General features: G+C 55.0%; 23 protein-coding genes, 2 tRNA genes and 1 riboswitch. Of the genes, 9 read left to right on the plus strand and 16 right to left on the minus strand.

All coding sequences use genetic code 11. The annotated features are described in order from the left end of the window. Positions 1-444: 444 nt before the first annotated feature. From JET16_RS27915 to JET16_RS27925, 3 genes are all read right to left on the minus strand, one after another. Positions 445-535, minus strand: a tRNA-Ser gene (locus tag JET16_RS27915). Positions 536-555: 20 nt separating this feature from the next. Beyond that, positions 556-631: transfer RNA gene (locus tag JET16_RS27920), tRNA-Asn, on the minus strand. Positions 632-664: 33 nt separating this feature from the next. Then, the gene (locus tag JET16_RS27925; protein WP_199624122.1) at positions 665-1123 is read right to left on the minus strand and encodes a SprT family protein; all 459 of its coding nucleotides are present in this window, start codon (positions 1121-1123) and stop codon (positions 665-667) included. Positions 1124-1266: 143 nt separating this feature from the next. Here JET16_RS27925 and JET16_RS27930 point away from each other — a divergent pair, with 143 nt between their 5' ends. The 6 genes from JET16_RS27930 to JET16_RS27955 all read left to right on the plus strand — a co-directional run bounded on the left by JET16_RS27930 (position 1267) and on the right by JET16_RS27955 (position 6238). Then, positions 1267-1611 (plus strand): hydrolase/acyltransferase, encoded by a 345-nt coding sequence (locus JET16_RS27930; RefSeq protein ID WP_199624335.1) that lies wholly within the window; start codon positions 1267-1269, stop codon positions 1609-1611. A 95-nt stretch (positions 1612-1706) separates the two neighbouring features. Continuing rightward, a complete protein-coding gene (gene cmpA, locus JET16_RS27935) occupies positions 1707-1841 on the plus strand; it encodes a cortex morphogenetic protein CmpA (RefSeq protein WP_199624132.1) in 135 nt (44 codons plus the stop codon). Positions 1842-1912: 71 nt separating this feature from the next. Continuing rightward, the gene (locus JET16_RS27940; RefSeq protein WP_199624135.1) at positions 1913-2728 is read left to right on the plus strand and encodes a sensor histidine kinase; all 816 of its coding nucleotides are present in this window, start codon (positions 1913-1915) and stop codon (positions 2726-2728) included. Continuing rightward, a complete protein-coding gene (locus JET16_RS27945) occupies positions 2725-3381 on the plus strand; it encodes a response regulator (RefSeq protein WP_199624143.1) in 657 nt (218 codons plus the stop codon). Before JET16_RS27940 ends, JET16_RS27945 begins: the two co-directional genes overlap by 4 nt. A gap of 95 nt (positions 3382-3476) precedes the next feature. Next, positions 3477-4532 (plus strand): DUF4198 domain-containing protein, encoded by a 1056-nt coding sequence (locus tag JET16_RS27950; RefSeq protein WP_199624146.1) that lies wholly within the window; start codon positions 3477-3479, stop codon positions 4530-4532. Further along, complete coding sequence (locus tag JET16_RS27955) at positions 4532-6238, plus strand: copper resistance CopC/CopD family protein (RefSeq protein WP_199624148.1); 1707 nt, start codon at positions 4532-4534, stop codon at positions 6236-6238. Before JET16_RS27950 ends, JET16_RS27955 begins: the two co-directional genes overlap by 1 nt. Positions 6239-6341: 103 nt before the next feature. Here JET16_RS27955 and JET16_RS27960 read toward each other — a convergent pair whose 3' ends face one another. The 8 genes from JET16_RS27960 to JET16_RS27995 all read right to left on the minus strand — a co-directional run bounded on the left by JET16_RS27960 (position 6342) and on the right by JET16_RS27995 (position 13300). Beyond that, positions 6342-8624, minus strand: a complete 2283-nt coding sequence (locus JET16_RS27960; RefSeq protein WP_199624152.1) for a Tex family protein — start codon at positions 8622-8624, stop codon at positions 6342-6344. Between the two features lie 59 nt (positions 8625-8683). Next, positions 8684-9034: a type II toxin-antitoxin system PemK/MazF family toxin gene (locus JET16_RS27965; protein WP_199624154.1), complete on the minus strand. Its 351-nt coding sequence runs from the start codon at positions 9032-9034 to the stop codon at positions 8684-8686. A 3-nt stretch (positions 9035-9037) separates the two neighbouring features. Further along, a complete protein-coding gene (locus tag JET16_RS27970; protein ID WP_199624349.1) occupies positions 9038-9289 on the minus strand; it encodes a CopG family ribbon-helix-helix protein in 252 nt (83 codons plus the stop codon). A 294-nt stretch (positions 9290-9583) separates the two neighbouring features. Further along, positions 9584-10744, minus strand: a complete 1161-nt coding sequence (alr, locus tag JET16_RS27975; protein ID WP_407673216.1) for an alanine racemase — start codon at positions 10742-10744, stop codon at positions 9584-9586. Positions 10745-10873: 129 nt separating this feature from the next. Continuing rightward, entirely contained in the window at positions 10874-11941 is a 1068-nt protein-coding gene (locus JET16_RS27980; RefSeq protein ID WP_325176794.1) for a DUF4367 domain-containing protein, read from the minus strand. Positions 11942-12080: 139 nt separating this feature from the next. Next, positions 12081-12275, minus strand: coding sequence for a hypothetical protein (locus tag JET16_RS27985; protein WP_199624175.1), 195 nt, complete (start codon positions 12273-12275; stop codon positions 12081-12083). A 102-nt stretch (positions 12276-12377) separates the two neighbouring features. Further along, positions 12378-12476, minus strand: a riboswitch (cyclic di-GMP riboswitch). Positions 12477-12512: 36 nt separating this feature from the next. Further along, positions 12513-12932, minus strand: a complete 420-nt coding sequence (locus JET16_RS27990; protein ID WP_199624179.1) for an O-methyltransferase — start codon at positions 12930-12932, stop codon at positions 12513-12515. 176 nt (positions 12933-13108) lie between these two features. Then, positions 13109-13300 (minus strand): hypothetical protein, encoded by a 192-nt coding sequence (locus JET16_RS27995; protein WP_199624181.1) that lies wholly within the window; start codon positions 13298-13300, stop codon positions 13109-13111. A 172-nt stretch (positions 13301-13472) separates the two neighbouring features. Between JET16_RS27995 and JET16_RS28000 the strand changes: the two genes are divergently transcribed. Further along, a complete protein-coding gene (locus JET16_RS28000) occupies positions 13473-14099 on the plus strand; it encodes a DUF3990 domain-containing protein (RefSeq protein WP_199624184.1) in 627 nt (208 codons plus the stop codon). Continuing rightward, a complete protein-coding gene (locus JET16_RS28005) occupies positions 14062-14373 on the plus strand; it encodes a hypothetical protein (protein WP_199624186.1) in 312 nt (103 codons plus the stop codon). Before JET16_RS28000 ends, JET16_RS28005 begins: the two co-directional genes overlap by 38 nt. A 257-nt stretch (positions 14374-14630) precedes the next feature. On the opposite strand, the gene JET16_RS28010 is transcribed toward JET16_RS28005, so the two are convergent. The 4 genes from JET16_RS28010 to JET16_RS28025 all read right to left on the minus strand — a co-directional run bounded on the left by JET16_RS28010 (position 14631) and on the right by JET16_RS28025 (position 22692). After that, positions 14631-15491: a hypothetical protein gene (locus tag JET16_RS28010; protein ID WP_199624187.1), complete on the minus strand. Its 861-nt coding sequence runs from the start codon at positions 15489-15491 to the stop codon at positions 14631-14633. Then, on the minus strand, positions 15488-19918 hold the full coding sequence (locus JET16_RS28015; RefSeq protein WP_199624191.1) for a lamin tail domain-containing protein: 4431 nt from the start codon (positions 19916-19918) through the stop codon (positions 15488-15490). Before JET16_RS28015 ends, JET16_RS28010 begins: the two co-directional genes overlap by 4 nt. 28 nt (positions 19919-19946) lie before the next feature. Next, entirely contained in the window at positions 19947-21086 is a 1140-nt protein-coding gene (locus JET16_RS28020; RefSeq protein ID WP_199624194.1) for a HupE/UreJ family protein, read from the minus strand. A gap of 196 nt (positions 21087-21282) precedes the next feature. After that, positions 21283-22692 (minus strand): family 43 glycosylhydrolase, encoded by a 1410-nt coding sequence (locus JET16_RS28025; protein WP_233532379.1) that lies wholly within the window; start codon positions 22690-22692, stop codon positions 21283-21285. Between the two features lie 171 nt (positions 22693-22863). Between JET16_RS28025 and JET16_RS28030 the strand changes: the two genes are divergently transcribed. Continuing rightward, positions 22864-23958, plus strand: a complete 1095-nt coding sequence (locus JET16_RS28030; RefSeq protein WP_199624196.1) for a GntR family transcriptional regulator — start codon at positions 22864-22866, stop codon at positions 23956-23958. 103 nt (positions 23959-24061) lie between these two features. On the opposite strand, the gene JET16_RS28035 is transcribed toward JET16_RS28030, so the two are convergent. After that, the gene (locus tag JET16_RS28035) at positions 24062-24202 is read right to left on the minus strand and encodes a hypothetical protein (protein ID WP_199624198.1); all 141 of its coding nucleotides are present in this window, start codon (positions 24200-24202) and stop codon (positions 24062-24064) included. Positions 24203-24214 lie beyond the last annotated feature (12 nt).

Here is a 24214-nt window from a genome sequence, read left to right on the forward strand (position 1 = left end):
CTAACCGGAGAAACTCCGGTTACAGCGTCCATTTTCGGCCAGCTGCACCCTCCTAACCGGAGAAACCCCGGTTACAGCGTCCATTTTCGGCTAGCTGCACCCTCCTAACCGGAGAAACTCCGGTTAGAGCGTCCATTTTCGGCTAGCTGCTCCCTACTAACCGGAGAAACTCCGGTTACCGCGTCCATTTTCGGCCAGCTGCACCTTCCTAACCGGAGATACGCCGGTTACAGCGTCCATTTTCGGCGACCTGCGCCCTTCTAACCGGAGAAACTCCGGTTACAGCGTCCATTTTCGGCCCGCTGCACCTTCCTAACCGGAGATACTCCAGTTTAAGCGCCCACCAATTTCGCGTCTCATTAGTCACCTTATTCCGCGCAATCCAGGCGCATCGTGTACCGGAAACAAAAAAATCCGCCCGCGGGCGGCACATTCGTAAAGATATGGCGGAGAGAGAGGGATTCGAACCCTCGCACCGCTTACGCAGTCTCACCCCGTAGCAGAGGGTCCCCTTGAGCCACTTGGGTATCTCTCCAAGCCCGACTAAAAAAAAAATGGCTCCCCGAACAGGACTCGAACCTGTGACAACTCGGTTAACAGCCGAGTGCTCTACCAACTGAGCTATCGGGGAATGCATAAAATAATTTATCATGTCCGGCGCGACCTAGTCAAGGTGTAAAAGTTTCAGTCTCCCCCTGCATTTGCCGCACCGGTACCGGCGCGGATCGGCGATCCGCTTGCGCGGGTAATCCATGCCGCAGTCGACGCAGCGAAGCAAATATTTCACCGGCAGACGCCGGATCGTGCCGGGCACGGCTTGGCAATACCTCGATCCCCCCACCTGCGCCAGCAGGCGTTGAAAGTCTGCGTCGGTGTGGCGGTAACCTTTTTTCATGAGATGAAGATGATAGTGGCACAGCTCGTGCTTGATGATCTTCTCCGTCTCTTCAGAACCGTACGTATCATATTGTTTGCGGTTGATCTCGATGTTATGCGACTTGAGCAAATACCGCCCGCCGGTCGTCCGCAGCCGCGAATTGAACGTCGCCCGGTGCAGGAAGGGCCGTCCGAACGATTCGAGCGACACCCGCTCCACCCACGCTTGCAGTTGTGAATCCGTCATGTTATGTTACCGCTCCCCCATTTGTTGGCGGGACATGCGCCTTCAGCCGTCCCATCTTGAATTGTAACTAATGAGTAAGCTACACTGTCAAGTATGAGAATCGTACTATCGGAAGGGGATTTACGGACGTGACGAAACCAAGCATGCGTTATATTGTGCTTTTTGACGGGAAGGCGCTCGACTTCGTCGAGATGCCCGCTTCTCACGCGTACCAATTGACTGCGCTTCACCACCGTCTGCATAAAGAGATCGGAAAGCTGACCGCGGAGAATGTTCCTGCGCTGCCGCAAGCGGTCGCCGAGTGCGACGCTCTCGAGCTCGTGAACAAAGATTATACCTTAACCGGCGGATTGGAATACATGAACCGGCTGGAGGGGACGTTCGCCGGCATAAAGGAGCGAAGCTATCCGCTCGTCTCCCTGCTCACGGAGATTCGGGCGCTCCAGGCGCAGCTTGAGCAGTGGTATGAGGAAGAGATGGACGAATAACTCGAAAAACGTTTCCATAAACCGCATAGGACCTGCACACCTTCCCATTCGCCCACGTATAATGAAAGAAAACCAAAGATTGGGGGCTGGGAACGTTGCCGCAGTGGCTTTACAATCAACTGATGCGCGCATACCGGAGAAAAGACCGGCGGCAGATACGGCTGCTGAACGACTGTTGGTTTTTTTACCGGACGAAGGGAGATCACTCCGCAGTTTCAAACATGGAATAACTTGCAAACCGGGCCCGCAGAACTCTATGATGGGATGCCCGGTTTTCGCAATCATTGGGGAAGTGTGCGACATGTCGTATAAACAAATTAAATGGATGATCCTCATCGTTCCGACGGTAACGATATGGCTGTGGGAATTCATCCGCCATGAGTTCCATATTCCGTTTCTTTCCATGGAGCTCGGAAACTGGCTCGCTCCGCTGATTGTGCTCGGCGTCACGATGGCCATATCGCTTCCTCTGTTCCGGATGCTCGAGAGCATTCAACGGCAGTTGAACGAGGCGAACGCGATCCGGTCCGCCATGGACGAACGCGAGCGCATTGCACGGGAGCTGCACGACGGAATTGCGCAGTCGTTGTTTTTGCTGTCGGTTAAAGTGGACAAGCTGGAGAGCGAACCGGGTTCGGCGGCGGCGGCTTCTATTGAAACGATCCGCAAGACGGTGCACCAAGTAAACGGGTACGTGCGGCAGGCCATCGCCAGCTTGCGTTACCCTCCCGGGACGGGAACGCTGCCCTGGACGGACATGCTTCAACGGTTGTTCGAAAGCGCGGAGAACGATTCCGGCCTGACGGTCCGCACCGATTGGCGCTTGCCGGAACAGCGGTTGACTCCCCGGGACAAGGTGGAGCTTTACGCCTGCTTGCGCGAAGCTTTAATTAACGTTCAGAAGCATTCCGGCGGCCGGAACGTATGGATAGAGAGCGCGCCGGCGGGCGCGAACGGGTGGATATGCCGCGTCTCCGACGACGGGGATTGGCCGGCTCAGCCGGCTTCCGGCGGCTATGGATTGCAAATCGTGAAGGAGCGGGCCCGGGAGATGGGTTGGTCGTTCGAGCTGGGCCGGAATGCGGGCCGAACGGAATTTGTCATTGAGAAGAGGTGATTACATTGCCGGACAAGGTGTACCGCATCCTCCTGGTGGACGACCACGAACACGCGCGGCTCGGCATGCGGGAGATCGTCGGAGGCGATCCGATGTTTTCCGTCGTCGCCGAAGCCGCGGACGGGCATGAAGCGATCCGGATGGCCCGGGAATTGTGCCCGGACATTATTTTAATGGATATCAACATGCCCGGTTTGGACGGACTGGAAACGACAAAGCTCATTAAAGAATCGGCGCCCGAATGCAAGATCGTAATGGTCACCGTCTCGGATGACGTAACGAATCTATTCGAAGCGATCAAGAGAGGCGCGCAAGGTTACTTGCTGAAAAATTTGCAGCCTTCCTCTTGGCTTGAATACTTGAGAGCCGTCGCGCTGGACGAAGCCCCTATGTCGAAGGAGCTCGCCAACAGGATCCTCAGGGAATTTGCCGTTTCGCAGCCGGCGCCTCAACAAAACCCTCTCTCCCAACGGGAAAAGGAAGTGCTTCAACTGGTTGCAAAGGGTCATTCGAACAAGCATATTTCAGAAATGCTGTATATCTCCGAGCATACGGTGAAAAACCATCTTAAGAGCATTCTATATAAACTCCAATTGGAAAACCGCGTCCAATTGACGCGCTACGCCTACGAGAAAGGCTGGATTAAAGGGTAACATTTTCGTCACACAAATAGCCCCTTCGAGTCATACCCCGCTATTTGGGCATGTACTACACTTGAGTTGCTTAATTCAGGGAGGGGTTATTTGTTATGAGAAAAACGTTTCTTTCCATCATTGTATCGGCGTTCTTGCTGATGTTTGCGGTTCCCGCTTGGGCGCATGACGGCTGGTCGCAAACGAACGCTCCGATCGCGCCTGCAGGCGAAGTGACATATGTCGAACTGATGCTCGGCAACCACAGCAACCACCATGCAAGCTATCGCATCGACGGCAAGTGGAGCCCGGAAACGACGAAAGTGTACGTCATGACGCCGGCCGGCAAAAAAGCCGATATTACGGGCACGTTGTTTTATACCGGCGAAGTGACGGAGACCGACAGTCCGGAGATGAACAACTACTACGTCGCTTCTTTCTCTTCGTCCACGCCCGGAGCGTACATCGTGTCGGTGGAAGGCGACAGTATTTTCAAACACGGGGACGTTGCGAGCCGCACGCTGCGCAGCGCCAAATCGTTCGTCGCCGTCGCCGACATTCCGGTCATGCAGCGCGTGTCGAATTTGAAAGGGTTTAGCAAACCGGCCAGCTCCGACCGCGCGGAATGGATTCCGCAGTTCAACCCGGCCGCCGTCAAGCCGAACCAAACCGTCTCGGTTCAGCTGCTGCTGAAGGGCAAGCCGCTGGCGGATACAGAAGCTGCGCTTATTCGCCGCAGCACGTCCGACTCGCAGTCCTTGAAGACAGACGCTAACGGTGTCGTAACCTTTGCCGCGGGGCCTGCGGATTACTATTTGCTCCGCGCCAAGCCGGCAACAGATGAGAAGGAAGAAGGAAAATACGACAAGACTAACTATGAGGCTACGATGACCTTCATTGTGCAGAACGGATCGGTTTCGTTGAAAGCGGAGACTGTCAACCCGCTGCCGGTCGTGCACGTTGGCGGCAAAGAGGTCGAAGCGAATGGGCTTGCATTGAGTGGCGGCACGCTGCTCGCGGATGCGGAGTTTATCCGGTCCCATGTAAACCCGAATTATGAGGGCTCCGGTTCCGTGGGCGTCCGGCAAGCGGCGGAGCAGTCCGGGTTCGCGGTCGAATACTTCCCCGCCGTCGGCGGTCAGCGTCCTGCAGTCTATATTTACACGAAGTAATGACGCGGCACTTTGTATGCTTCATTGCAGTGCTGCTGATCTTGCCGGCGCTTCTTTTCGCGGCTCCGGCTCCCGCTTCCGCTCACGCCTACGTCAAAGCTTCCGATCCGAAACAGGAGTCGGAGCTCGACGCTTCGCCTGAGCGGATCACGGTCACATTCACGGAAAACATCGATACTGATGTGAGCAAGCTTACGCTGTCGGACGAGAACGGGAAAGAGGTGCCGGCGGAGCTGTCCGGAGCGGGCGATAACGGCTTGAAGCTAACGTTCCCGAAGCTGGCGGACGGCGTCTATAAAGTGCGCTGGCAAGTGCTGTCCGTTGACAGCCATGTGACGGAAGGCACGTTCCGGTTTTCCGTCGGGGTACCGCTCGCTAAAGTGAAGCCGCAAGAGACGGTGTCGTTGGACGATTCTCCTGCCGTGGAGCCTTCCGCGCCGTCCGCTCCCGAGGAGCAGCCCCCGCCTGCCAGTGACAAGGAGCAGTCCGCTTCTTCCGCTCCGAAGGAATCAACCTCTACGGCTGATTCCAAGGAGTCGGCTTCACCGTCAGCGGCAGACACAAGCGATAGTACACCTAGTGAAGCAGCCGAACCGGAGAATAAACTGCCGGGGGACAGTCCGCAACAGCAACAGGAGGACAGTCAACAGGAAGGGCAGGCCATTACCGGTTCAAAGGCTTCTTCGGGGGCTGCTCCCGAGGCTTCCGGGGCAGGTTCCGAAGCCGCAACCGGATCTGTATCCGAACCATTACCGGACCCGGCAACGTTGCCTGTCGAACACACTCACCATCACAGTCAAGCGGAGGCTGAAGGTACAACCGGATTCCTCCATACTCTGATGCCATTGCTGCGGATCATGGAGGTATTGACGCTGGCGGTGTTGGGCGGTCTTGCGTTTTTCCGCTGGCTCGTTCATGCGACGCCGGCAGCGCATGCGATGCAAGCTCGTACAACTGCAATTGCCGGAGGAGCTGCCGCCGCGGGCATTGTGGTATTTTTGCTTACGGGGATCACTCATATTCTCATGCTCGCGGAGGAGCTCGAATATGGCCGATTCGGTACGCTGATCTTCTCCACAACCGTCGGTCAAGCCGCGGTTGCGCGCGTCTTACTGGCTGCTGCCGTCTTAGGCTTGTTCCGCGTCTCTTCATTGTCTTTCCGCACAAGAAGTGTGTCGATCTCTATTGCGATGCTTTGCCTAATCGTCACGTTTCCCTGGACGGGTCACGCTTTCTCCGACGGTCCGGACCGTTGGTTGACGGTAACTTCGCATACGGCTCATATTGCCGCTTCGATCGTTTGGTTCGGAGGTATATTGGGTATCGTCTATGCGTCGTTTGCAGCGGGTCGGGATGCGGTTGGCCGGTTGGCAATTGTGGATGCGTTGACGAGAACCTTTTCGCGTGTCGCCCTGCCCATGATGGTGATCGTGTTCGGAACAGGCTTTACGCTCAGCTTGGTCCGTCTGCCGTCGTTGTACGATTTGGCGGTCACTCCATACGGCAGGATACTGTTTATGAAGATTGTTCTTTTTGTCCTCATTTTGCTGTTGGCCGGCGTACACCGTTGGGTCGTCATGCCGAGGATGAGCACGTCAGACGAGGTGCAACTACGGAGGCTTATTATCGGAGTTCGGGTGGAACTGGCGATGGCTCTCGCTTTGTTTACACTTGCGGGTGTTTTATCCACCACCTCGCCGACGTGACGCTCGATTTGTCGCCTTTCACGACTATTAAGCCGGTTTTCCTGAATTTATCGCTGCAAATAACGCCCTTGACTCCGCAACGTGCGGGGGAAGGGCGTTATTTTTATGCGTTCGGGCCTTTCATCGTGAGCGAGACGCGTCCTTTGTTCAGATCGACGCCGAGCACCCAGACGGTGACGTTGTCGCCGACGGACACGACGTCCATCGGATGCTTCACGAACCGGTTGCTCAGCTGCGAAATATGGACGAGCCCGTCGTTCTTCACGCCGATGTCGACAAACGCGCCGAAGTCGGTCACGTTGCGCACCGTGCCTTGAAGCTCCATGCCGACGGCGAGGTCCTCGAGCTTGAGCACGCCGGTTTTGAATATCGGCGGAGGCAGCTCCTCGCGCGGGTCGCGGCCGGGGCGCTTCAAGCTGTCGAGGATGTCGCGCAGCGTCGGCACGCCGACATCGAGCTGCGAAGCGAGCTGAGCGGGATCGACTGCGTCGATGAGACGGCGCAAATCGTCAGAGCCGAGCCGGTCGAGCTCCAAGCGGAGCTCGCGGAACAGCTTGTCCACCACCGGATACGACTCGGGGTGGATCGGGGTGTTGTCGAGCGGGTTCACCGCTTCCGGAACGCGCAGGAAGCCGACGCACTGCTCGAACGTCTTCGCGCCGAGCCTCGGCACGCGCGCAAGCTCGGAACGGCTCGTGAATTTGCCGTTCTCTTCCCTGTACTTCACGATATTTTTCGCAATCGTGGAGCTGACGCCGGCTACGTACGAAAGCAGCGACGGCGAGGCGGTGTTTACGTCGACGCCGACGTGGTTCACCGCGGACTCCACGACCCCGCCTAGCGATTCTTCCAGGCGCTTCGGCGCGACGTCATGCTGGTATTGCCCGACGCCGATCGCCTTCGGATCGATCTTCACAAGCTCAGCCAGCGGATCCTGCAGACGGCGCGCGATCGACACGGCGCTCCGCTCCGCCACGTCGAATTCAGGGAACTCCTCCTGCGCGACCTTGGAGGCCGAATATACGGAGGCGCCCGCTTCGTTGACGATCAAATACTGCAGGCTGCGGCCGGATTCCTCGTAAATTTTGCCGATCAAGCCGGCCACGAACTGCTCGGTTTCGCGCGAGGCGGTACCGTTGCCGATAACGATGAGATCGATGCCGTGCTTATCGATCAGCTTCTTGAAGACCGCCTCCGCTTCGGCGACCTTATTATGCGGTGCCGTTGGATACGTAACTGCGATATCGAGCACCTTGCCGGTATCGTCGACGACGGCGAGCTTGCAGCCGGTTCTGAACGCGGGGTCGACGCCGAGCACGACTTTGCCCCGAACCGGCGGCTGCAGCAGCAGGTTGCGAAGATTTTCCGCGAATATCGTAATCGCGTGCTCCTCCGCCTTCTCCGTCAGCTCCGCGCGCACCTCGCGCTCGATCGACGGCGCGATCAACCGCTTGTACGCGTCTTCCACGGCCGACTCCATCGCATCCCGCACCACCGAGTCCTCGCGCACGTAGCGCCGCCCTATCCATTGATAGATCGGAACCGGCTCCAATTCGAGGCTCACCTTCAGCACCTGCTCCCGCTCCCCGCGATTGATGGCGAGCGTCCGGTGCGGCGGCAGCTTCTTGACCGGCTCCCGGTAGTTGTAGTACATCTCGTATACCGATTCCACGGACGAATCCTTCGCTTCGGTGACGAGCACGGCATAATTCGTCGTGTAGCGGCGAACCCATGCGCGCACCTCGGCGTCATCTGCGATGATCTCGGCGATAATATCGAGCGCGCCGGCAGCCGCTTCTTCGGCGGAAGCCACGCCCTTCTCTTCGCTCACATACTTCTCCGCCTCGGCAAGCAGCGCCCCCGTCCGGGGACGGCTCAGTATCCACCCGGCGAGCGGCTCCAAGCCTTTCTCCTTCGCCACGGATGCGCGGGTCTTTCTCTTCTGCTTATAAGGACGGTATAAATCCTCGACTTCCGTCAGCTTCGCGGCGCGCCCAACCGCATCGCGCAGCGCCGCCGTAAGCTTGCCCTGCTCGGCGATCAGGCGCAGCACTTCCTTCTTGCGCTCTTCCAAGCCGCGCAAATACTTCAACCGGTCCTCGATCTCGCGAAGCTTGTTCTCATCGAGCTCCCCCGTCATTTCTTTCCGGTAACGGGCGATGAACGGAATCGTGTTCCCCTCGTCGAGGAGGCTGACCGTCGTCTTTACTTGGCGCACCGACGCCCCGGTATCCGCGGCGATTGCGGCGGCGACCCGTTCCGCCGCGGCGCGCTCCTGCTCCTCCGTCCACACCAACTCTTCCGCCGCTATGTACTGTTCCGCGCCCGCCGCCGCGGTTGCGGTTGTTTCGCCTGTTCCGGTTGTCGCGTGACTTTTTTCACTCATGATTCATCTTCTCCCCTTCTCCTCAACACAAAAAAACGAGGGCTGCCCCTCGCTTGCGGTCAAAATTCGATCAATCCGACGCTGATTTGCAGCGCATCATCCACTTTCTTCATCGTCTCTTCGTCCAGATGCGTGATTTTATCCGTTAGACGTTGTTTGTCGATGGTGCGGATCTGCTCCAGCAATATAACGGAGTCCCGGTCGAACCCGTGCGATTCGGCATCGATTTCGACGTGTGTCGGGAGCTTCGCTTTCTGGATTTGCGCCGTAATGGCCGCCACGATGACGGTCGGGCTGAAACGATTGCCAATGTCGTTCTGAATCACCAATACCGGCCGTACGCCGCCCTGTTCGGAGCCGACGACCGGAGACAAGTCTGCGAAAAAGACGTCCCCACGCTTGACGATCAATGGCTACACCCCGCTTACTAAGCGGTTGAGAGTGCTCTCTGCTTCTTCTTCTGCCAAGAACGCTTCGGAGCACATGGTCAAGTTGATCTTGGCCATCTCCATATATCCGCGTTGCATCGACTCGCGAAGGTGTCGTTTTTTCCGCTCCATGAGATAAAGCTTCATCGCTTGCCGGATGAATTCGCTGCGGTTCGAGTTTTCCTTCTCGACGATCCCATCCACCTCTTGCAGCAGGTGATCGGGCAGCGAGATCATGATTCTCTTGGTGTTTTGCACATTGGACACCGACTAACGCACCCCCAAAAATTCCGTCCTTCCGGTCAAAACATTACAGCGAACAACGATTGACTGGATTGCTACTACCATTATTGCGTAGAGGAAGGCAAATTATACAAAACTTAGTATATGCCGTGAGTATATCACTTATGATGCATGCTGCGTGGGTATAGCTTTATGCGTACGCATATTGCGGCTTTATACATATTCGCTGTAAAGCCGTATTTTCCTCTATCATCTTATGATTTTCCTGTTGGTAAAATGCACCACGCCTTATTTCCTATCCAACAGAGGATTATCGGACAACGCGACGCGGCCGTCCTTTACATACACGCGGGGCACCCGGTGCGAAATCATGCACGTTATTTCGTAATTGATCGTTCCCAGCTTGCGGGCGAGCTCGTCGGCCGGTATCGTCTCGCCGCCTTGTCGGCCGAACAACACGACCTCATCCCCGACGGCCACTTCCCGCGCCGCCTCTCCGTCCAGCCGGATCATGCATTGGTCCATGCAGATGTTTCCCACGACCGGCGCCCTTCGTCCCCGGACGAGCGCCTCCGCCTTGCCGTTCAACAGCCTCGTGTAGCCGTCCGCGTAACCGACCGGAAGCGTCGCAATGAGTTCCCGCTCTTTCGTCACGTAGTTGATGCCGTAGCTTATACCGCTTCCCGGAGGAAGCTCCTTCACCATAACGACGCCCGTCTTCAGCGACATCACCGGCCGCAAATCGACTCGTCCGCGCTCCACCTCACCGGAGGGGTACAACCCGTACATGCTCACGCCGAGTCGAAGCATGTTGCACGTCAACTCCGGCGTGTCGATGCCTGTTGCGCTGTTGCCCGCGTGCAAATACGGGAAGGTGATCCCTTTCGCCCGGAAATAGCCGACGACCTCGTCGAACTTGGCGAACTGCGAGCGAGTATAGGTCTTATCCTCCTCGTCCGCGCAAGCATAGTGCGTGAACAGTCCTTCCACCTCGACGCCGGGCGACGCCAACGCATCTTCGATAAATAAGCACGCTTCCCGCATATCGTGAATGCCTACCCGGCCCATGCCGGTGTCGATCTTCACATGAATGCGCAGCGGATCGCCGCGGCTGCCGCTTTCGGAAGCGGCCCTCAGCACGTGGCGGTCGAACACCGTCAGCGTCACGCCGTGCTCGCGCGCCGCCCGAACGCCCTCCGGAGCCGTGTATCCGAGCACGAGCACAGGCGCTTGTATGCCGTGACTCCTCAGCTCAATCGCCTCGTCCAGGAACGCCACCGCCAAATAGTCGACGCCGAAATCGACCGCCTCTTCCGCCACCTTCACCGCGCCGTGTCCGTATGCATTCGCTTTCACTACCGCCATTAAACGGATATCGGGGCCCAAGCTTCTTCGAAACTCTCCCAGGTTGTGCCGGAGAGCGTCGAGATCCACCTCGGCCCGCGTCATTCGATACGAATCCAAGAGAAGTCACCGCCGGAAACAGAATCATTGTTTTATCTTAAAAGGGATCGCTCCCCCTGTCAACGAACTGTGCTCCCGCCGGACCCTCTCAACCGTCCCAATTTTTCCCTGCACTTATTTCCCGGTTTGCCCGATCATAGATTGCGCGACTTTCACCATCTCTTCGCTCGTCATATCGCCCGACATCAACCGGTAATCGATGCCGTCGGCCGTCCACATTAACGTCTTCATCTCTTCGCCCAACATCACTCCGATCGTCGAGCCGAGCTCCACATCGACGACGGTGCCGGACATGCTGGACACCGTCTGCGCAATCTTCTCCGGTGTTTCTATTATTGTAAAGTTATGCTCGCCGGTGAAGCGGAGGACGATCGCGTCGGTATCGCCGTACTTTTGCTCCGTGACGCTCTTCTCGGCCACACCCTCAGGCAGATACGTCGGGTAAACGATGCCGAATTGGTTCGATGCCGTATCTTTCTCCTTCCCCTTAGTGGTTTCCTTGCCCTTGTCTTCCTCCGCCATCACCGGAACCGACGAAATCGAGACGCTCGTCATGTTGCGCTGCATATCGAAGTAATCTTTGTCGAACTGATGGCCGAACTTAAATTCCGAGAACTCGACCGTCACCATGTCGTTCGCGTCCCCATCGGTCACGACGACGCGCTGCGGCGCCAAATCCTTCTTGTTCAGCCAAATTTTCTGGCGCACGAGCGAAGCGTTCTGATAGTTCGCCTCGACGTCAAATACATAGGAGTCGTTCTCCGTCGTGAACTGGCGCTCTTCGTCGTTCACGATGCTTTGCGCCAGCGTCTCGAACAGGTAGGCTTGCCCTTGGTTTTTCGGCCAATCGCTCTGGAAACGGAAGCTCTTGCTCAGGTGCGGCGTGAGCACGAATACGCCGTCGTCGTTGCGCAGCACGATCTGCGTGATGTCTTTCTCTTTATTCGTAAGCGCGATTCGATAATAGCTGGGGTTTTGATAGCAGACCTCCACCCCGTACTCTTGCGGCTGCTGGCCCGTATTCACCTTCAACGTTCCTACCGCATGATAGCTGTCCAGCTTGCCCGTCAGCTTCTCCAAATCCGATACCACACCCGCCGCATCCTTCGCCCCTCCGCATGCCGCCAGCAGCATCGCCATCGTCAGCGTGAGCGCTGTGATCCAGGCCCATCGTTTCATCATATCGAGGTCCACCCCTCCGCATCAGTTTCGACTGTTCGATAACATGTCTATGAGGGGGGTTGGACATTTATGCAGACTAGCATGACGAGCATGACGAGCATGACAAGCACGGAATGCGAATATTGGAATGCTCCTTAAATCACTTCTTATACAGCAGCTGCGTGTTTAACCTCGAGCGCAGCCTGAACTTCCGTTCAAGCACGCCGCTCTTATACACCTTCTCCACGCCCCGGTCCCCGACCGCGGCGCTTTTGGCGTCGCCCGCCATATACATGGGTAATACAAAATGTACGGTCAATGTCAAAATAGCGGCCATACTGCAAACTTTGTTCATTATTCACATCCCCAAACATTCGTGAAATTAAAACAGGCCCACCCACAGTTGATCGCTGCGAATGAGCCGGTACGTGCTTCGTCCGTTTCACGGTTCCGGTATTGCGGCAGCTGGCTGGCGATCTCCCGACCGAATGTCCGTCAGGTCTTAGCCCCTTTAGCTTTGCGTCGCCGCCTTTCGGCGGTTTTGCCTTTAAACTTGTTGTCGTTGCAAAGGTATGTATATGCGTAACGCGATTTATGCGCCTTCTACTTCGAATTCGTTCGAATTGTTCCAGGACGGGCCGCCGCCTATTTCGAACTTCGGCAGCAGGTTGGCCATGTTGTAATTCGATTCGAACGTTATGCTCAAGCGAAGCTTTCCTTGCCGGATCGCGAATTCGAACTGGATTTCGCCGTGCGTCCAGCCTACCTTGTGCGAGAGCGCCTGAACCGCCATACGGCGGAAATCGTTGCGCTGCGCCTCACTCATTCCCGCAGCCGCCATGAAAGGCCGGGTGTGGCTTGTCTCGAACGGGTCGTGACGAATCCCGAACTTGCCGATCACATTATTGCGAATTTGCACAAATACGATTCCGGATGACAGGGAGGCGAGCTCGTCGTTCAATCTAGTGAACGCCATGTTCAGCTGCTTAGTCAACGAATCCATCTGAGCCATTACATCAATAACCTCCTTCCTGTCAAGAGAATTTAACGCGCTTGAAATCTAGTGGGTCGTACGTCCTATTATAGTAGAATCCCTCTACTGTGACAATATGGTAATATGCAAATTGCGAAAAAATTCTACTTTTTTTGACAAAAAGTCCGATCGAATATACGGAAAGAACGAAATGATCACTTTTGAACCGCCCTGCGTAGGAAAAGAATCGCCGACACCATCTCTCCGAACGGATGGAGCTCTTCAGGCAGAACCGTTCTTATCGGTTCGCCAACCTGCTTTAGAAATATCCCCCAATCCCGCTCGGACACTTCCGGCTTGCGCCCGGTGCGCCGGTCGATTTCACCGCGCAGCCACGCCAGCCACACTATAACGCGTACGATTTTCCTTTATTTCGCTCAAACTTCCTTCTTAGCTTGAATACAATTTCGACATCTCCACGTCCGCACAAACCTTTCATACCCTATGAAAATACTATATCACAAAAGCAAAAAACAGATTGCTAGAGTACTAGATTCTTGGTTTGTGGAGGTTGTGCGCATGGAGCAAATAATGTATCCGCAAACGCTGTATCACGGCACGATTGACCTGAATCTCGACTCCTTTCGCACACGGCTTCTCAATAGTACATATTGGCGGCCGAAGCGGGATTTCGGAGCCGGATTCTATACTACGACTTCGATCAGCCAGGCCAAAAAATGGGCGCGCGACACCGCAAAGAAATACGCCGGACCCGAGACGCCGAGACCATGTGTGTTGGAAATTGAATTTATCGCGGAAGGAACGGTATTTGAACCGCTCGTTTATATTTCGGAAACCGTATTCTGGGCGAAATTCGTTCTGGATCATCGTACAAAAGCGGAAATAGACTACGACCCATGCCCGGTCCATCCAGACCTCATCATCGGACCGGTAGCCGACAACGATACCGGAAAGATAGTCGAAACCGCAATAAAACTTAACAAAACCGATGATCCTAATTGGTTTTTTAATCAAATTGTCCGATCGAAGCGGGGGCGCAGGAGGGACACGACGGAGCTTGGCAATCAAGTTGTGTTTTCGAAAGAGGTATTGGAGCAATCGCTTCGGTTGACGGGTTATTACACATTTTTCGGAAGCAGGTGGCACTATGATGTCGAAGGCTCGGATCCGGTTGGATCGTTATGAACGGGGAATATGGTTTCATCTCGTTCATCATTTCGGCTATCTCCCGTCTCAAGCCCGCAGTGTTGTCATTGCATACCACGCCGTTATTAACCGGTTGGGCAGGTTCGATAATTGCGAGGATAGCGCAGAACGTCTGCATATCGCCGTCCGGAGCGGTCTCGCCCCCGAAACGTGGCTGCAGCGCATCCGCCTTATCGAGGAAGACGAATTGACGGACGACAGCATTTGGACGGCTGAGAAAGCGGCAACGACACAAAGAACCGTCCGGAAATGAATTCCGGACGGCGTTATCGTGAACTAGTGTTCATAATTAAATGATGCGCGTAATCGGCTGTGTCGCTAGAATGCGGCTTTAGCGGCGTGTAACCGAAATTTTTTCGCTCCCACGCCTTAATGCGAACAAACTCCGTTCTCCGCAGCCTCAAAATATCCGCTATTAACGTCCTTTGGAGGGTATCGTGGTCCAAGGTCGTTAATAGCGATCAATTACTCCTTTACTCGGAGACTCGGCAATTTCCAACCATTCTCTATCTACTTGCCTTTGTTCAAGCCGTTGTCGTTTCTATGCTCGTTGCCCCTGCCCCGAATGTTGTCGATCGCGATCGTTTTCACCGTCTCATTGTCCGCCGCATCCCGAATATACACCGAGTATGCGCCGTTCGCAATAACTTTGAACGAGGGGTCCGCAGCCGATAAAATCGTTCCGGTCGTGTCGAAATCATCCGCCGTCCGGTTGCCCGCCGCCCATTTCATTACTGCAAGCGAGTTTCCGTCCGACTCTCCGTCAATCTTGTAGTACGCTTGAACGGTCACGTCGTTGCCCGTCGGGTGAAGCGGCGTCGCTTTCAACGTCAATACCGGGGCAACTGTGAATATGTTCCTTACCTCAATTGCCGCCACCGACTCATTCCCCGCCGCATCCTTCGCGTAGACGGTGTATGCGCCGTTTCGGGTCACAGCGAACGAGCGGTTATCCAGGCCGATCGCCGTACCCGCGCCCGCGAAGTAGTCAGCCGTACGGCTGCCTTCAGCCCACTTCAGCACGGTCACAGAGTTCCCGGCTTCGCCGCCCGCAACCTCCGCAGTCACCTTCACATTAACGGCGCGATTCGTAGGAACGGTAACATCCGGCGCCAACGAGACCGCGGGAGGCGTGCGGATAATGGTACGAATGTCAACGCGCTCCACCATCAGATTGCCCGCCGCATCCTTCACATAAATCGTGTACACACCGTTCTCGCTGACCGTGGACTCTTGAACGCCCGCCGGGAGCAGCGAGCCGCCGCCTTCCAAGAAGAAGGCGATATCGCGCTCCCCTTCGGCCCACCTTGCCTCTACAATCCCATCGCCGCCGGCCAATCCGAACGCTACGGCCACATTCCCGTTCGTCACACCGTCGGGCGAACCTCAAAGCGAATCGATGATGAGGCGGAACCGGTCGCAAACGACCAAATATCCGATAACGTCCGCCCGCCGAACGAGTCATAAGCCACCGCGTACCATTGATATACCGTGTCGCGCGCGAGGTTGAGCCAGCTTGCCGAAGCGGTCTCCCCGCCGGCAACGCCGGCAGCCGTGCCGATCAATTGGTCCGAATACACGTTCACTTCGACATAATCGGTCGCCACACGCTTCGTCTTCGGCTGCAGATCCAAATCCAAGCTAAATTCGTCCTTGCCCGGGTACTCGTCGGTGTTGTAGAAGTTGTAGTCGTTCAGGTACGGCGAGTACGTCTTGATATGAAGCTTGTTGTTGTCTATATCGAACTGCATCAAGCGGATGTATCCTTGTCCGCCTTCCGGACCGCCCTGGTAATCGGCAAGCATCTGGTACACGCTGCGGTCCGGCTGCCCGTCCCCGTTGTCGTCGATTTCATCCACCAACAGCTCCGCATCATGGTAATGGCCTGAGAGTGCGGCGATGACATTTTTGTTCGGGACGACGACTTTCTGGAAAATTTTCTCCGCGATCGGACTGCGGTTGCCCGAAACGAGCAAGTACTCGTGGAAGTTCAACACCGCCATACGGTCCGGGTGCTGCCGGACGACTTCGTTGATCCACTCGATTTCTTCGTCGCCGATGCCCCATCCCATGTAAACGAATATATAATCGTTGCCGTTCGACGAGATCAAATCGTAGTGACCGCGGTTGTTGTCCAAGGAACCGCCGTAGGTCGGCTGCTTCTTGAAGCGGTCTTCCCCGAAGTGCTTCCAATACTGGTCGTACGCTCCCAGCTTGCCGTACACGTCATGGTTGCCCGCCAACACGCCGTACGGAATGTTCGCGTCTTCCAGCACTTTCATGTTCTCGGACGCCACTTCCCATTGATACGGCTTATCCGCCTCATCCACAAGATCGCCGGTGTGGACCACATACTTGATCTTCATCTCGTCCTTCTTGGCGGCGATCCAATCAACAATCGACTTGTAAATATGCGGATAGCTCTCGGAATAATACTGCGTATCGGACATCCACACGAACGAATAATCGTAGTCGTCCGGGGTCGGCGGAATTTCATCCTGCACAAGAACATGCATCGACCCGCCGTCAACGGTGTACTCGCCGGCCGTCACGTTCGCCTTCAACTCGAAATCTTCCGCACCTGCGACATGGGTCGTAAGACTCACCCATTCGCCGGCAGCCGGTTTCCACGCATACATCGTCACTTTTCGGCCTTCGAGGGAGTTGCCCTTCCACACGATTTCCACCGGATCGGACGGCTTCACAGACGAATCCAGCTTCACCTGATAGCGTTGATAAGGAAACTCGCTTACCGCATCCGTCACGAGATAGCCGCCGTCCGCCGCGCCGATTTTCCGGTACGCCTCCTCGTCGAACGCCGTTTCTCCTTCCGGGATCATCGTCAACGGCGGTTCGCGGTCCACCGCGTTCTCAAACCCCGCGAAAGCGTCTAAAGTCGCCGCGTTGTACTTGAACCCTCTGTAGAACGAAACGTTCATCTCGTCGTTCGTCGGGTCGGACACCGTAACGGTTAATTCAGCGCCGGCGGTCACTCCTTTGGCTCCTTGCTTCGGAGTTACGAGCTCCGGCTTGTCCGGATGCTCCTCGGGCGTCGTGAATGCGACCGTCTTGCGCGACACGTTCCCGACCTTGTCTTTCGCCTCAATTTGCAGCACATGATTCCCGGAGGGCAGCGAAGCGGACGAGGCTTCGTACGGCAGCGATATCGTCCGGCCGTCCAACGACGCCTCCACTTGGTCCACACCCGCAAGGGCATCCGTTACAGCAGCATTAATGGTGAAAGTCCCTTTATACTCGCGGCCCTCGGCAACCGTCGCATCAATCTCAGGCGCTGTATTGTCCACGATGACCTGCTTCGTCACTTCAAGATTGCTGCCGTCGGTCACTTTAATCCGATGAACTCCGTCCGCGGCTTGCGTCGTGTCCCACCGGTACGCCTTCGATCTCAGATGCTCCGAACCGAGGCTGAAGCGGAAATCGATCACCGGATGTTTCCCAGCGCTGTCCCCCATCTTGATGACCGCTTCACGGTCGGCATACAGCGGGTCGTACACTTCGGCGCCGTCGGCCAACACCAACCGGACATTCCGGACGTCGAAATCGTCCTTATTTTCTTCCGGACGCGTGTCGAAAGGCGACGCCTTCGAACCGGCCCGGATCGAAACGATATTGTCCCCAAGCTGAAACCGATCCGCCGCAACCGGAACCGTCAACGTCTCCCAGCTGTTGATCGTATCGTCGAATATGCGCAATATTTCCTCGCCGACGGTCACGCCGTTCTTGAAATAGTAATTGACGCCCGTCGCATCGAAAGCGAAATACGCGTCGTTCTCCAACGCCGGGTACGTATCTTGGCCCGCTTCGGAATCGTCGATGAGCAAGCTCAACTGTTCTGGCGGAAGCTGCTCCGAAGTGGCTTTCAGAATATATGAGCCGGCGACGAATTCGCCCTCCTTCACGTTCAAGCGCAGCGCCGATCGGTCCGGTCCCCCGGCGATGCGGATGCGGTACGTGTCGCTCGCCACCTCGTGCGTGCCGTCGGACACCACGTAATAGTAATCGATGTATGATTTGCCGATCAGTTCCGGAGAGTAAATTTTATGATGATAAAATGTATCCGCAAAACTTTCTTCCAAATAACGCTTGATATATTCGGTTTGCAGGTTCGTCTTATAGAATACCGCTACGCTCTTTACGCCGTTCTCATCCTTGGCGTCGGCAATGAGCTCGAAGTCTTTCGATTGATCGACTTCCGTCAGTTCCGTCAAATCCGCGACGACAGGCTGCTGCGTATCTTCCGGGAGCTTGACCGGCATCGGCGGCACTTGGCCGGCGCTAATCGTTCCCGGAGTGGCCGGTTCGGTTCCCGCGCTGTATTTGACCATGTCGCGGGAGCCGTTGAGCGGATATTTGTAGAATATCCCTTTATTCGCTACCGTCTCCGCATCATTGTCGTAAGAGGCGACGATCAAATCGTTGTTTGTATTGGTGGATACGATGAGGCCGCGCTTTCCTCCGTTGGCCATCCCGCCGGCGTGGACACGGACGATATCTTCGTTTTCTTTCAAATTCGCTTTGTAGTTGGCGTTAAAATCGGACACAGTCAAGCTGTCGTTTCGCCCGTTGATGACCCAGAACACCAGCGTTTCGCGCGAAGGGATAACGATATCCTCCACCTCCGCCGGCCAAATCACATCGGCTTCCGGACCGGAATCGGTATAACGGTATTGGAGTTTGTAGTCTTTGAAATTGATTGCGCGATCCGTATTATTGTAAATTTCGACAAACTCGTAACCGTCCGCCCCATTAACATTGGTAGAATCGGGGACGAGCTCGGTAATTAAGAACGGAGGCATTTGGTCAAAGTCGATGTCCGGGAACTTCACTTCAACGCCATACGTATCGGTCGTTACCGTGTTCCTGCTGTCCCTCGCTTGGATGAAATAGAGCAGTTGATTTTCTACCAACGCGCTCTTAGGAATCGTGCCCAAGTACAGGCTGTCTCCCGCCGGGGCCATCGGTACCGACGCGAAATCGGCCGCGGAAGCGGTTTTATAGAACAGCGATGCCGTTACGGGATCGTTATATACGGCATCGGTTACCGTATCCTCGTAATTCGTAATGTTAGCGGCAACGGTAATATCGCTGGAATAATCCGCTTCCGTAACCGGCGAATGCTCGATGTGCGGCGGCCGGTTGTCCGGTTCCTCAGGCAGGTCGACCGGAGTGCCGGGCAGTTGTGCCGGGTCGGCCGCTCCGGGCGTCGGAGCCGCCTTCACGGCAAATTTCTCCTCCTCGATCCCCGTCCCGCTCCACTTGTAATGCACGCCCAACCCTGCGCCGACGTCCGTCTGCAGGTAGCTCGCGGAGGCGATTTCCACCCCTTGCGGGTTTCTGATCACGATCGCCCGGTTGCCGCTGTTCGCCATACCGGAGAAACCGCCGACTTCGACAATGCCGCCGCCCGATATGTTCACGCCGTATTTCGCGTTGAATTGGGCCGCCGTCCGGCCCGCGTTGTTGTACCAGAACACTATCGTCCGCTGCGGCTCGACCACCGCCTGCGGGAACGTCAGCGTCAAGTCAGCGCCGCTGCCTGACGTATACCGGTACAAGAACGTGTAATCGTTCAACACGATCACCCGGTTGGAATTGTTGTACACCTCGAAAAATTCGTACTCATCCGCTCCGGATACGTCCGGATGAATTTCCGTAACGATCAGCTCCGGCGCGGGCAGTTGCTCGCCTTCCGCAACGATTTGCGGGATCCAGCTTCCGAACAGCAAACAGCTCGCCGTCAGCAATGACAGCCATCTTTTTATACTGCGCGACAACATGCATTCTCACTCCTACGGTTTGTTTTTCTTACATTCCTGCGACACGTTCGATGAACCAAAACAGCCCGAGCGCGCCGATCGTTCCGGAAGTTGCATACGTCCAGTAAGGACGACTTGTCCAGCTTGTCCATCTGCGCAGCGCCCAGAGCATCGGCAGCACGGCCGCCACTACCGCGAGTTGGCCGAGTTCCACTCCGAGATTGAACGACAGTAACGGCAGCGCCACATTGCCGTTGCTCAACGTGCCCTGCAGAAGCTCCGCGAACCCAAAGCCGTGAATCAAGCCGAACAGCATGGCGATCTGCCAGCGCCGTTCTTTGTTTTTCTTAGCGAAAACGTTCTCCACAGCGACATACACAATGCTTAACGCAATTAACGGCTCAACGAGAAGCGGGGACACAGACGCCAGTTCAAGCGACGCTAGTACAAGCGTAATGCTGTGCCCGACGGTGAACGCCGTTAATAGCTTGAGGAGCGCACGCTTGTCCCGCTCGACGGCGATCAAGCCGAAAACAAACAGCAAATGATCGATCCCCGACCAGATGTGCTCCATCCCCATCGCCGTGTAATCGCGTGCGACAGCAAGCCAAGAAGAACGTTCTCCTCCGCCTCCGACTGCCGCTCCGCTTCCTTCCGCGCCGCCTATGCCCTTGATCTGAATGATGTTGTTACTCCTGTTCAACACCTGCTCGACGGCTTGATCTCCCAGCCGGATCGTGGCGAAGCTGCGGTGATCCTCGGCCAACCCGTCGAAAAATACGGCATATTGCAATTGATAGAGCTGCACCGGCTCCGCAAACTCAAACACGATGTCGAGCTCCACCATTCGCATCTTCGCTCGCTCCGCCATTTGCGCATTCTTGAGCTCGGGTTCGGCGAGCTTTCCGTCGCCTGTGATGATCACATAATTGTTGACGAATTTTTCGAGCTCCGAGCTGGATTGCCCCAGCTCCCCGTCCGTGACGGCGCCGTCTTTATTCGCATCAACCGCCGGCATCGCTTCGGCTATGTCGTGTTCCGCCAGGAACAGATTGTATTCGAGCGTCTTCTCTCCAATGGAAATGTCCGAATACCCCGTCGATGAAAAATGCGCCTCCGCCGCCGGTAACCCGCACATTAAGATCATCCACGCCGCGACAACAGGCAAAACGGCCATTCTCAGCTGCATAAACACCCTCCTCTAAACGACCGCAGCCGTAGTAACTCTATGATTCTAGCGAACTAATTCTATTGAATTTGTGTAAACGTATCGTCAGCGGCGTATTAAGTTATTGTGAAGCAGCGCGGCACAAAAAATAGACTGCCGAGAGACTTTCTCGGCAGTCTGACCTCCAAGAAGGGAGGTTTTATATTGTAATCATTATTTACTGCTTATTTAGCTTCCACTGGAGGTTGTAGCTTACGCTGTCGCCATACTGTTTGGCAATGGAGCCATTCGCCGACTGGTTGCCATTGTCCAGGTACAGGCCCGTGGCGCGGTTCTTGAACTTCATATAGCCGCTGCCGGCATCGATAATTTCCCACTGCTGATTGAAGCTGCTGCTGTCGCTCCACTGTCCTGCATTTGAGCCCGCGCTGGTGCGCCCCATACCGTCAACTCTCAAGCCGGTAGCCCGGTTAATTAGCTTGTAGTAATTATTCCCGAGATTGACGATTTCAAACTGCTGGTTGTAGCTGGAACTGCTTGACCACTGACCCAAGTCGGCACCATTATTCGTGAAGCCAAGTCCATCGAGATAAAGCGACGAAAAACCGCGGTTTTGTATCTTGTAATACCCGCTGCTGGCGCTGTAAGACGGCCATTTCTCAGCATCCCAATACAGATCGCGAATACGAAGCGTCGGGAAACCGTTGTTGTTTGCATCGTACGCATGACGGACCATGATCCATTGGTTCCCGTCAAAGAAAGGTTCTTGTCCCCCGGGACCTTTCCACCTGGAATCTCCTACTTCAAGTATCGTTCCGCCGCCATCCATCATGCTTGTTCCGGCCTTGTCTACGTAAGGTCCCGTAATGCTTTTTGAACGGCCGTAAGCGATCTTATAGTTGCTATCCGAACCTCTGCAGCAATAGTCAAAAGCTACGAACATATAATAGTAGCCCTGTGTGTAAACAATTTTAGCGCCTTCTATAGGATTATTGGTTACACCCGGCCTGGTTGCGATGGAGTGAATGGTTGCGCCTGATGCAGGTTTCATGGTTGAAGGGTCAAGTTGTACAAGCTTGATGCCGGAAAAGAAGGAGCCGAAAGACATCCATAGATTGCCGGAAGTATCCTTTGTGATGCCGGGATCTATAGCATTATAGTCCTTTGTGGAGTCGGAGTATATGACAAGCCCTTCATCTCTCCAATCCCCTTCCAATATGCTTGAGCAGGACATGAGACCGATCAGGGACTTGTTTGTGCCAAATTCGGAGTAAGCATAATAGAGCCAGTATCTGCCGTTCTCAAAAATGATATCCGGAGCCCATACTTCATTAACATTTTCGGTTCTATTTACATAGTTGTGCCACCAAGACAGCGTGCCGGTAAAGATGGGAGTGCCCTGGTTCCAGCTCTTCCCGTCGTTGGAATACTTGACTTTGAGGTAATCCCCCGTATAGAACATCCACCACATATTGCCTTCTTTAATTACGGTAGGGTCATGAGCTTCAACATTTCCGGAAAGTGTCCATTCCGCGGCTAATACCGGCAATACTGCAGTTAATGACATGATAAGTACGAGCAACATTGCGGCAAACATGCGCTTACTTCGAATTTTTAACACTCTCATCAAAACTTCCTCCTTTAAATGGCGTCAAACATTCTTCCTTACCGTTTTGAAAGCGCTTTACAATCAAATTATACTCAATTAAAAATATAGTTTATATAATCAATTGATTATAATATTTTAGTTGTTATGTTTTTCTTTTTCGAGTTATTATACATTAACGAGGTGAGGATATTGGTTAAGACTGCTCTCTATAAGCAAATCCATCAGGATATTAAAGAAAGAATCATTTCCGGCAATCTGCGTCCGAAAGACCGGGTTCCGTCCGAGCAAGAACTCATGGACGAATACAAGGTGAGCAAAATTACGGTCAAGAACGCGCTGGCCGCTTTGGCGGATGAAGGTCTTGTCATCCGGATTCAGGGGAAAGGAACCTTTGTATCGCCGGCGATCAACGGCGAACAGTTGAGGAGCAGTTCCGCCTCGGTTCAGGAGGCAAACAACTTTATCGGCTTCATCGTTCCGACTATGAAAACCCGGGTGATTCAGCAGCTGGTCGAGCATTTGGAATACTTTCTTCGCGAGGCGGGGTTTCATATGGTTCTCCGGTTGACGCGCGAATCGTCCGCCGAAGAATCCCGGGCCATCCGCGAGCTCACCGAATCGAACGTAAGAGGACTCGTCGTATTCCCCACCGAGGACGAAAAATATAACGAATCCCTGCTGCGGCTGTCTCTGGATAAATTCCCTTTCGTCTTTATCGACCGGTTTCTCCGGAACATCGAGACCTATACGATCACTTCCGATAATCTTGGCGGCGTCTGCGAGACCGTGTCCTACTTGCTCAATAAAGGGCACCGTCATATCGCCCTCATTTCTCCGGAAAATGTAAATACTGCGATCGAGGACCGGACCAACGGATTTGAACGAGCCTACATCGACAAAGGCATCTCCATCGACAAAAGCCTCTGGTGCCATGTTCCGCTGAACATTTTGCGCAACGAAAATGCCCTTCCCTATTTAACGGAATTTATTTCCTCCCATCCTCAGATTACAGCTGCATTTGCCTTAACGGCGGAGATGACCAATCTGACTTTCCGAGCCATAAATTCCCCCCGGAGAAACTCCAATGCGGGTCCGATCGAGCTCATCTCCTTCGACGACCCGGAAATACCGGGTATCCCTTATGTGAAGCAAGACGAGAGGAAGCTGGCACAAACAGCCGTCCAGCTCTTAATCCGGCAGATGGAATCGAACTATGCGCCGCAGCAAGCGGTGATCCCGGTCAAGTTCGTGCTGCCGGCGCCGCACCTGGAGGAGAAGATTTGAAAAATTCTATAATGCAAAAAAACCGGAACCCCCTGAACGGGAATTCCGGTTATTCTTTTCGTTCGGATCGATGACGATGATGCTTTGCGTTTACATTAACTTCTTAAAACAGCAGCTCCCACGCCAGCCACAGGATCCCGACCCACAAAACCGCGCCGATCGCAATCCCGAACAAAATGCCGCGCCACACCGACAGATCCGACTCCCTGGCGCCGCCTCTTTCGTAACGTTCGTCGTCTTTCATGCGCGCTCAACT

The sequence above is a fragment of the Paenibacillus alkalitolerans genome (assembly GCF_016482785.1).
GTDB lineage: Bacteria > Bacillota > Bacilli > Paenibacillales > YIM-B00363 > Paenibacillus_AE > Paenibacillus_AE alkalitolerans.